We start from the raw sequence: 9,460 nt of genomic DNA on the forward strand, positions 1-9,460 counted from the left end.
GGGCCGCGCTCGGTCGCCTGAACGCGACCGAGCCCGCGCCCCGGAGGGGGCGCCATGTTAGTGTGAAGTCCCGTGGAACGGTGGGCAGAATGCCGCCGCCGTCGCAGGTAGAACTACCACGGGAGCATCGTTGCCTCAGCAAGCTCGGACGACCAAGCACGTCTTCGTGACCGGAGGCGTCGCCTCCTCGCTGGGCAAGGGGCTCACCGCGTCCAGCCTCGGCCAGCTACTCACCTCGCGCGGTCTGCGCGTCACCATGCAGAAGCTGGATCCGTACCTCAACGTCGATCCCGGAACGATGAACCCGTTCCAGCACGGCGAGGTCTTCATCACCGAGGACGGCGCCGAGACCGACCTCGACATCGGCCATTACGAGCGCTTCCTCGACCGCTCGCTCTCCGGCTCCGCGAACGTCACCACCGGCCAGGTGTACTCGGCGGTCATCGCCAAGGAGCGGCGCGGCGAGTACCTCGGTGACACCGTGCAGGTCATCCCGCACATCACCGACGAGATCAAGTCGCGGATCAGAGCGATGGCGCTGCCCGACGAGAGCGGTGTGGCGCCCGACGTCGTCATCACCGAGGTCGGCGGCACCGTGGGCGACATCGAGTCGCTGCCGTTCCTGGAGGCCGCGCGCCAGGTCCGCCACGACGTGGGCCGCGACAACGTCTTCTTCCTGCACGTGTCCCTGGTGCCCTACCTCGCGCCGTCCGGTGAGCTGAAGACCAAGCCCACGCAGCACTCCGTGGCCGCGCTGCGCAACATCGGTATCCAGCCCGACGCGATCGTCTGCCGCGCCGACCGGGAGATCCCGGACGCGCTCAAGCGCAAGATCGCACTCATGTGCGACGTCGACACCGAGGCCGTCGTGGCCGCGCCCGACGCGCCCTCCATCTACGACATTCCGCGGGTGCTGCACGGCGAGGGCCTCGACGCCTACGTCGTGCGCCGCCTCGGACTGCCGTTCCGCGACGTCGACTGGACCGTGTGGGGCGACCTGCTCGACCGGGTCCACAAGCCGAAGGAGACGGTGCGGATCGCGTTGGTCGGCAAGTACGTCGATCTGCCCGACGCCTACCTGTCGGTCACCGAGGCCCTGCGCGCGGGTGGTTTCGCCCACCGCGCGAAGGTCGAGATCCTGTGGGTCCCGTCCGACGAGTGCGAGACGCCCGCGGGCGCGGCCGCCGCACTGTCCGGGGTGGACGGTGTGCTGATCCCGGGTGGCTTCGGCGTGCGCGGCATCGAGGGCAAGCTCGGCGCGATCACCTACGCGCGCACGAACCGCATCCCCACCCTCGGCCTGTGCCTCGGCCTGCAGTGCATGGTGATCGAGGCAGCGCGCAACCTCGCGGGCATCGTCGGGGCGAACTCCGCGGAGTTCGACGAGACCACCAAGCACCCGGTCATCAGCACCATGGCCGACCAGGAGGACGTCGTCGCCGGTGAGCGCGACATGGGCGGCACGATGCGCCTGGGCTCCTACCCGGCCGCGCTGACCGCCGGGTCGGTCGTCGCCGGGGTCTACGGCAGCCGGGAGATCACCGAGCGGCACCGCCACCGCTACGAGGTCAACAACTCCTACCGCGACCGCCTCGCGAAGGCCGGTCTGGTGTTCTCCGGCATCTCGCCGGACGGCCACCTCGTCGAGTTCGTCGAGCTGCCCGCGAAGGTCCACCCGTTCTTCGTCGGCACCCAGGCGCACCCGGAACTCAAGAGCAGGCCGACCCGCCCGCACCCGCTGTTCGCCGGTTTCATCAAGGCCGCCATGACCTACCTGCTGGCCGAGCGCCTGCCGGTGGAACTGGACGAGGAGCCGGTGGCAGCGGGAGCGAAGGCGTGACCGAGACCGCCCGACACGAGTTCTCCGTGGTGTCCACTCGCGACGTCCACATCGGACGGATCCTGGCGCTGCGGGTGGACGAGGTCCTGATGCCCGGTGGCAACACCGCGTCGCGTGAGGTCGTCGAACACCTTGGCGCGGTCGCGGTGGCCGCGCTCGACGACGACGGGAACCTGGTGCTGATCGACCAGTACCGGCATCCGTTGGGGCGCAGGCTGTGGGAGCTGCCCGCCGGTCTGATCGACGCCGGTGAGGACCCGTTGGTCGCCGCCAAGCGCGAACTGGTCGAAGAGGTCGGCGTGGTCGCGTCGGACTGGTCGGTGCTCGTGGACGTGGCCGCGTCGCCCGGATTCACCGACGAGGTCGTCCGCGTCTACCTGGCGACCGGCCTGTCCACTGTGGACCGCGAGGTCCTCGGCGACGAAGAGGCCGACCTGGAAGTCCACCGCGTGCCGCTGGCCCAGGCCGTCCGGATGGCCCTGGCGGGCGAGATCGTCAACGGCGCGACAGTCGGGGGCGTTCTGGCCGCCTTCGCCGTCGACTCCGGCGCGGCCGCGCCACGGGTCCCGGACGCGCCCTGGATCGACGAGCCGACGAAGCTCGCCCAGCGATTCTGAGCGGGGACGGCGGGGGTCAGTCGCGCAGGCGGCGGCCCTCGCCGTCGGTGCCGCCGTTGACGAGCAGCAGGATGCCGTCGATCAGCGTCCAGATGCCGAAGCCGCCGCAGGTGAGCAGTTGGGCGACGGCGATGCCGTAGTGGCCGGTGTAGAAGCGGCCCGCGCCGAACGGCAGGAAGATCTGCAGGATCCCGGCCACGACCTTGGACTTGGGCGAGTAGTAATAGTCCGGCGGTGGCGGGTAGTAGGCGTGCACCGGCATAAGCGGCGGGTAGTTCGGCAGCGGCGGCGCGGCGATCGTCGGCGGGACCATGAACGCCGGGTACGGCGGCGGCAGGTCGACGAACAGCGCGCGCACGTCGCGGCGGGTGACCGCGTTAACCGCCACGCCGATGCGCTCGTCGTACTCGTCGACGGGCAGCCTGCCCTCGGTGAAGTGCTCGCCGAGGATCCGCACCACGTCGTCGCGTTCCGCGGTGCCGATGCGGATTGCGTCAGGGTCGTTCACGGTCGTCACAATAGTTCAGACGCGCGGGGCCGATGACCGGTTTCGCAGCGCGTCATCGGGTCCCCGACGCCTTCCGGCACTACGCTCGACTGCGTGCTGGTCGGCGTTCCGCGGGAGGTCAAGAACCACGAGTACCGGGTGGCCATCACGCCCGCCGGGGTGCTCGAGCTGATCGACCGTGGGCACCGCGTGCTGATCGAGGCGGGCGCCGGTGACGGCTCGGCCTTCCCGGACGCGGACTACGTCGACGCGGGCGCCGAGATCGCGCCCACCGCCGACGACGTGTGGGGTGCCGCCGAGCTTGTCCTCAAGGTCAAGGAACCGGTGGCCGAGGAGTACCCGAGGCTGCGGCGCGGCCAGACCCTGTTCACCTACCTGCACCTCGCCGCGAGCGCCGAGTGCACCCGAGCCCTGGTCGACGCGGGCACGACCGCGATCGCGTATGAGACCGTGCAGCTGCCGGACAGGTCGCTGCCGCTGCTGGCGCCGATGAGCGAGGTCGCCGGTCGGATGGCGCCGCAGGTCGGCGCGCACTGCCTCGAACGCGCCCAAGGCGGCCGGGGTGTGCTGCTCGGCGGGGTGTCCGGGGTGGCGGCGGGCAAGGTCGCCGTCATCGGCGCCGGGGTGTCCGGGATGAACGCGGCAAGCATCGCGCTCGGTTTGCAGGCCGAGGTGGTCGTCCTGGACACGAACATCAACCGGCTCCGGCAGATCGACTTCACCTACCGGGGACATCTGCAGACAATCGCGAGCAACGCCTACGAGATCGACAAGGCCTGCCGCTGGGCGGACCTGGTGATCGGCGCGGTCCTCGTCCCCGGCGCGAAAGCCCCGACGCTGGTGTCGAACGAACTCGTCTCGCGGATGCGACCGGGGTCGGTGCTCGTCGACATCGCCATCGACCAGGGCGGCTGCTTCGCCGACTCGCGGCCCACCACGCACGCCGAGCCCACGTTCCGCGTGCACGACTCGGTGTTCTACTGCGTCGCCAACATGCCCGGCGCGGTGCCGAACACCTCCACGCGCGCGCTCGCCAACGTCACCCTGCCCTATGTCCTTGCTTTGGCGGGCGGGGTGCGGGCCGCGGTGACCGCTGATCCCGCGCTGGCCAAGGGCGTCAACGTGGCCGACGGTGCGATCGTGCTGCCCGAGGTGGCCCAGGCGCACGGACTCGAGCATGTGCCGCCTGCCGATGTGATCGGAGGGCTCCGCTGAGCGCCCCCGAAGCTGTCCTGCGCACCTACCTCGACCATCTCGCAGTCGAACGCGGCACGTCGGCGAACACCCTCGACGGGTACACCCGCGACCTGCGCCGCTACCTCGACCACCTCGCCGCCGAACACGTCCGCGACATCGCCGACGTGGGGGAGCGGCAGGTGTCGGCGTTCCTGGCGAAGCTGCGCGAGGGCGACGCCGACCACCCGCCGCTCGCCGCGTCGTCCGCGGCCCGCGCGTTGGTCGCCGTGCGCGGGCTGCACCGGTTCGCCGTGCGCGAGGGCATCACCGACCACGACCCGGCGCGCGAGGTGAAGCCGCCGACCCCACCGCGCAGGCTGCCCAAGGCGCTTCCGGTCGATGACGTCCTGCGCCTGCTCGACACCCCGGTCGGGGAAGGTCCCGGCGTGCTGCGCGACCGCGCGTTGCTCGAAGTGCTCTATTCGACGGGCGCTCGGATCTCCGAGGCCGTCGGGCTCGACCTCGACGACATCGACACGGTCGAGCGCACGGTCCTGCTCGACGGCAAGGGCGGCAAGCAGCGGCTGGTCCCGATCGGCAGGCCCGCCCTCGACGCGCTCGACGCCTACCTCGTGCGGGCCCGGCCGGGCCTGGCGGCGCGGGGTCGGGGCACGCCCGCGGTGTTCCTCAACGTCCGCGGCGGCAGGCTGACCCGGCAGAGCGCGTGGAACGCGCTGAAGGTGGCGGCCGAACAGGCCGGAATCCGGGTCCCCGTCTCCCCGCACACCCTGCGGCACTCGTTCGCCACACACCTGCTCGAAGGTGGCGCCGACGTGCGGGTCGTCCAGGAACTGCTCGGCCACGCGTCGGTCACCACGACCCAGATCTACACGCTGGTCACGGTCAACACCCTGCGCGAGGTCTACGCCACCGCGCACCCGCGCGCCCTCGGGTAGTCCTGAGTTCCGCTCACCTATTGGCCTCCAATACTCTGTGCGCCCTGGAGGTGCGAGATGGGTGAGCTGGACGAACCGACGGTGGACCACGTCACGCTTCCCGGGGTGCTGCACGCGTTGAGCGACCCCACCCGCCTGGCTGTCGTCGCGCAGCTCGCCTCGACGAACGAGATGTCGTGCGGACACCTCGAGGTCGCCGTGGCGAAGTCGACCCTGTCCCAGCACCTGCGGGTGCTGCGTGAGTCAGGGGTCACCCACACCCGCCCGGATGGCAACCAGCGCTGGCTCTCGATCCGCCGCGACGACCTGGACCAGGCATTTCCCGGGCTGCTCGACTCCGTCCTAGGGGCTATCAACCCCATCGAGACCTGAGCCTCCCTGCGGCGAGCCGCGTTGGTGGGTGGCCAATACCCGCTTACGCTGCTCTTGACACCGATCGCAGGCGACAAGGAGCTAGATCGCCATGTCGACACTTCCGCAGTCGGGACGTGGCACGGTGGAGCTGAGTATCGCGCCGCGCGCCGCGTCCGACGACGACGAGCAGCCCTTCGCCGACTCCAGCGGCAACGGGAGCGGCGTCGGTCCGACCGGCCGGGCGTGGCGGCACATCCCCGAGCCGTCGTTACTCAACGGCCACGGCCCGGCGAAGATCTTGGCCGTCTGCAACCAGAAGGGCGGGGTCGGCAAGACCACGTCAACGATCAACCTGGGCGCCGCCCTCACCGAGTTCGGCCGCCGCGTGCTGCTCGTCGACTTCGACCCGCAGGGCGCGCTGTCGGTCGGCCTGGGCATCCCGGCCCACCAGCTCGACCGCACCATCTACAACGTGCTCATCGAGCGGTCCGTCGGCATCCACGACGTGGTGATCCGCACCTGCGTCGAGGACATGGACCTGCTGCCGAGCAACATCGACCTGTCCGCAGCCGAGGTGCAGCTGGTCACCGAGGTCGGCCGCGAACACACCCTGGTGCGCACGCTGCGCCCGATCATCGACGAGTACGACTACATCCTCGTCGACTGCCAGCCCTCCCTCGGCCTGCTGACCGTCAACGCGCTCACGGCCGCCGACGGGGTGCTCATCCCGCTGGAATGCGAGTTCTTCAGCCTGCGCGGCGTCGCGCTGCTGATCGACACGATCGAGAAGGTCAAGGACCGGTTGAACCCCAAGCTGGACATCACCGGCATCCTGGCCACCATGTTCGACCCGCGCACCCTGCACTCCCGCGAAGTCATGGCCCGCGTGGTCGAGGCGTTCGGCGAGACGGTGTTCGACACGGTGATAAACCGCACGGTGCGCTTCCCGGAGACCACGGTCGCGGGCGAGCCGATCACGACTTGGGCCCCGCGCTCGGCGGGCGCGAAGGCCTACCGCCAGCTCGCACGTGAGGTGATCGCCAGGTGACTCGTCGCAGTTCCCTGCCGGGGGCGGCGGAGTTGTTCCGGCCCACCGGTCCCGCCCCGCAGGCGGAAGGCGAGACCGACTGGTTCGACGCACCTGTGTTCGAAGCGCCGCCGCCGGTTACCCGGTCCCCGCGTGGCACACCCCGGCAGAAGCACAATTCCAAGATCACCGTCTACGTCTCGGATGAGGAATTGCTGGCCCTCGAACAAGCCCGCCTCACCCTGCGCGCCGCCCACGGCCTCGCGGTCGACCGCGGCCGCGTGGTGCGGGAGGCGATCTCGGTCATCCTCGCCGACTTCGAGGCCTACGGCGAGGACTCGGTGCTGGTGCGCAGGCTGCGCCAGGACACCGGGCAGTGACCGCGGTGGCAGATGCGCCAGAGGCGGGGCCCAGCGGTCGGTTCACGGTCCGGCTGTCGAACTTCGAAGGCCCGTTCGACCTGCTGCTGCAGCTGATCTCGCAGCACCAGATGGACGTGACGGAGGTGGCGCTGCACCGCGTCACCGACGACTTCATCGCCCACCTCAGGGCGCTGGGCGACGACTGGAACCTCGACGAGACCACGGAATTCCTGGTCGTCGCGGCGACCCTGCTGGATCTGAAGGCGGCCCGGCTGCTGCCCGCGGGCGATGTCGAGGACGAGGACGACCTGGCGCTGTTGGAGGCCAAGGACCTGCTGTTCGCCCGGTTGCTGCAGTACCGGGCGTACAAGCAGGTGGCGGCCCTGTTCTCGGAACTGGAGAAGGGCGCGCTGCGGCGCTACCCGCGGTCGGTGGCGTTGGAGGACCGGTTCTCGGAGCTGCTGCCCGAGGTGATGCTGGGCGTCGACCCGGAGCGGTTCGCGGCGATCGCGGCGGCGGTGTTCCGGCCGAAGCCGCCGCCGACGCTGTCGCTGGACCACCTGCACATGGGGAAGGTGTCGGTCCGCGAGACGGCGGCGTTGCTTCGGGTCCGGCTGGCCGAGATGGGGCGGGCGAGCTTCGCTGAGCTGACGGCGGACTGTGAGCACACCATCGAGGTGGTGGCCCGGTTCCTGGCGCTGTTGGAGCTGTACCGGGAGGCGACGGTGCTCTTCGAGCAGGCCGACCCCCTCGGTGAACTACACGTGGAATGGACCGGCGGCACGGTAGCCGACGCCCAAGCGGCGTCGCCCCCGACGACGGGCGCCGAAGAGGAGGACTACGGGTGAGCCCCGTCGACGACACAGCACCCACCGAACCCACCGACGAGGGCACCGCTCACAACGGTGAGCACCGCTCTGCTGCGGGCGAGAGCACTGCTCCCGATGCGAGCACTGCTCTCGGTTCCGCGGACAGCACCGATCGCGGCGAGAGCACCGACCCAACCACCGCCACTGCCGATCCCGCAGTGTCCGCCGAGTCCGAGCCCGCGGAACCTGACCCCTCCGACGTCCTCACCGAAGACGACCTCGTCACCATCGGCTCCCAGTTCCCCGACCTCACCGAAGACGCCGACCTCGACGCCGCTCTCGAAGCGTTGCTGCTGGTCGTCGACGCCCCCGCCGAGGACGAACTCCTCGCGGGCGCCGTCGACCAGAGCGTCGCCAGGGTCCGTGAAGCCCTCCGCCGGATGGCCGCCCGCTACACCGAACAAGGCAGTGGCATAGACCTGCGCCGAGTGGGTCAGGGGTGGCGGTTCTACACTCGTGACAGGTACGCGCCGGTCGTCGAGAAGCTTTTGCTCGACGGGCAGCGGGCGAAGCTCACCCGGGCGGCGCTGGAGACCCTCGCGGTCATCGCCTATCGGCAGCCGGTGACCCGGTCGCGGGTGGCGGCGGTGCGCGGTGTGAACGTCGACGGCGTGATCCGCACCTTGGTCGTGCGCGGTCTGATCGAGGAGACCGGCACCGACACCGAGACCGGCGGGCTCCTGTACCGGACAACCGAGCTGTTCCTGGAGCGGTTGGGTTTGGCCTCCCTGGAGGACCTGCCCCCGATCGCTCCGCTGTTGCCAGAAGTGGATGCGATTGACGATGTCGAATAGCCCGGAAGGCATTCGCCTGCAGAAGGTGCTCTCCAGCGCGGGAGTGGCCTCGCGGCGTGCGGCCGAGGATCTGATCGATCAGGGCCGGGTGAGTGTCGACGGCAAGGTCGTGCGCGAGCAAGGCATGCGGGTCGACCCGCAGACCGCGGTCATCCATGTCGACGGCGCGCGCGTCATCGTCCGGGATGACCGGGTGTACCTGGCCCTGAACAAGCCCAAGGGCGTGCTCAGCACGATGGACGACGAGCGTGGCCGCCCGTGCGTCGGCGACTATGTGCGTGACCGCGCCGACAAGCTCTTCCACGTCGGCAGGCTCGACGCCGACACGGAGGGCCTGCTGCTGCTCACCAACGACGGCGACTTGGCGCACCGGCTGATGCACCCGTCGTTCGAGGTGCTCAAGACCTACCTGGCCGAGGTGCCCGGCCCCGTCGCGCGGGACGTCGGCAAGCGTCTGCGCGACGGTGTGATGCTGGAGGACGGACCCGCTCGGGTCGACTCGTTCCGGCTGGTCGACAACTTCGCGGGCAAGGCCCTCGTCGAGGTCGTGCTGCACGAGGGCCGCAAGCACATCGTGCGCCGGATGCTCGAAGAGGTCGGCCACCCGGTCCTCAAGCTCGTGCGCACCCAGATCGGCGACGTCTACCTCGGCAACCAGCGCCCGGGCTCGATCCGTTCGCTCAACCGGCCCGAGGTCGGTTCGCTGTACAAGTCCGTCGGGCTCTAAGTCTCACAATGAGATGCACTCCGGGCAGGATGGTCCCATGACTGGCTGGGTGCGTCCGATCAGACGCGGGTGGGTTGTTCGGTCCGAGGTTCCCGGGCCGGACGTCGACGAGTTCGCTGAGAAGCACCGTGTCCGCGCGGCCCTGGCCCAGCCGGGCGCCGCGCGGGGCACGCTGCTCGCCGTGCAGCACCCGCACCGCACCCCGGCGGCGCTCGCGGACGGGCTGAGCC

Annotated in this window: 11 protein-coding genes and 1 pseudogene; 11 read left to right on the forward strand and 1 reads right to left on the reverse strand. The window is 70.2% G+C overall.

Features of this window, described 5'->3' with window-relative positions; all coding sequences use genetic code 11:
- The first annotated feature begins 130 nt into the window (after positions 1–130).
- Both ACRDSQ_RS10155 and ACRDSQ_RS10160 read left to right on the forward strand, forming a co-directional pair.
- The gene (locus tag ACRDSQ_RS10155) at positions 131–1,840 is read left to right on the forward strand and encodes a CTP synthase (RefSeq protein ID WP_431420597.1); all 1,710 of its coding nucleotides are present in this window, start codon (positions 131–133) and stop codon (positions 1,838–1,840) included.
- Positions 1,837–2,457: an NUDIX domain-containing protein gene (locus ACRDSQ_RS10160; RefSeq protein ID WP_431420598.1), complete on the forward strand. Its 621-nt coding sequence runs from the start codon at positions 1,837–1,839 to the stop codon at positions 2,455–2,457. Before ACRDSQ_RS10155 ends, ACRDSQ_RS10160 begins: the two co-directional genes overlap by 4 nt.
- Positions 2,458–2,473: 16 nt before the next feature.
- Here ACRDSQ_RS10160 and ACRDSQ_RS10165 read toward each other — a convergent pair whose 3' ends face one another.
- Positions 2,474–2,965: a DUF1707 domain-containing protein gene (locus tag ACRDSQ_RS10165; protein WP_431420599.1), complete on the reverse strand. Its 492-nt coding sequence runs from the start codon at positions 2,963–2,965 to the stop codon at positions 2,474–2,476.
- A 93-nt stretch (positions 2,966–3,058) separates the two neighbouring features.
- Between ACRDSQ_RS10165 and ald the strand changes: the two genes are divergently transcribed.
- From ald to ACRDSQ_RS10210, 9 genes and pseudogenes are all read left to right on the forward strand, one after another.
- Entirely contained in the window at positions 3,059–4,180 is a 1,122-nt protein-coding gene (gene ald, locus ACRDSQ_RS10170) for an alanine dehydrogenase (RefSeq protein WP_431420600.1), read from the forward strand.
- A complete protein-coding gene (gene xerD / locus ACRDSQ_RS10175; RefSeq protein ID WP_431420607.1) occupies positions 4,177–5,097 on the forward strand; it encodes a site-specific tyrosine recombinase XerD in 921 nt (306 codons plus the stop codon). The genes ald and xerD overlap by 4 nt, the downstream gene beginning before the upstream one ends.
- Positions 5,098–5,154: 57 nt before the next feature.
- Positions 5,155–5,469 (forward strand): ArsR/SmtB family transcription factor, encoded by a 315-nt coding sequence (locus ACRDSQ_RS10180; RefSeq protein ID WP_431420601.1) that lies wholly within the window; start codon positions 5,155–5,157, stop codon positions 5,467–5,469.
- 91 nt (positions 5,470–5,560) lie between these two features.
- Positions 5,561–6,499 carry a ParA family protein gene (locus tag ACRDSQ_RS10185; RefSeq protein ID WP_431420602.1) on the forward strand — a complete coding sequence of 313 codons (939 nt, stop codon included), beginning with the start codon at positions 5,561–5,563 and terminating at the stop codon, positions 6,497–6,499.
- Complete coding sequence (locus ACRDSQ_RS10190; RefSeq protein ID WP_431420603.1) at positions 6,496–6,858, forward strand: hypothetical protein; 363 nt, start codon at positions 6,496–6,498, stop codon at positions 6,856–6,858. The genes ACRDSQ_RS10185 and ACRDSQ_RS10190 overlap by 4 nt, the downstream gene beginning before the upstream one ends.
- A complete protein-coding gene (locus ACRDSQ_RS10195) occupies positions 6,855–7,688 on the forward strand; it encodes a segregation and condensation protein A (protein WP_431420604.1) in 834 nt (277 codons plus the stop codon). Before ACRDSQ_RS10190 ends, ACRDSQ_RS10195 begins: the two co-directional genes overlap by 4 nt.
- Positions 7,685–8,503, forward strand: coding sequence for an SMC-Scp complex subunit ScpB (scpB, locus tag ACRDSQ_RS10200; protein WP_431420605.1), 819 nt, complete (start codon positions 7,685–7,687; stop codon positions 8,501–8,503). Before ACRDSQ_RS10195 ends, scpB begins: the two co-directional genes overlap by 4 nt.
- Positions 8,493–9,230, forward strand: coding sequence for a pseudouridine synthase (locus ACRDSQ_RS10205; protein WP_431420606.1), 738 nt, complete (start codon positions 8,493–8,495; stop codon positions 9,228–9,230). Before scpB ends, ACRDSQ_RS10205 begins: the two co-directional genes overlap by 11 nt.
- Before the next feature lie 37 nt (positions 9,231–9,267).
- Positions 9,268–9,460, forward strand: a pseudogene (locus ACRDSQ_RS10210) (DUF1015 family protein); the annotation flags it as partial.

It is taken from the genome of Actinokineospora sp., assembly GCF_050699995.1.
GTDB lineage: Bacteria > Actinomycetota > Actinomycetes > Mycobacteriales > Pseudonocardiaceae > Actinokineospora.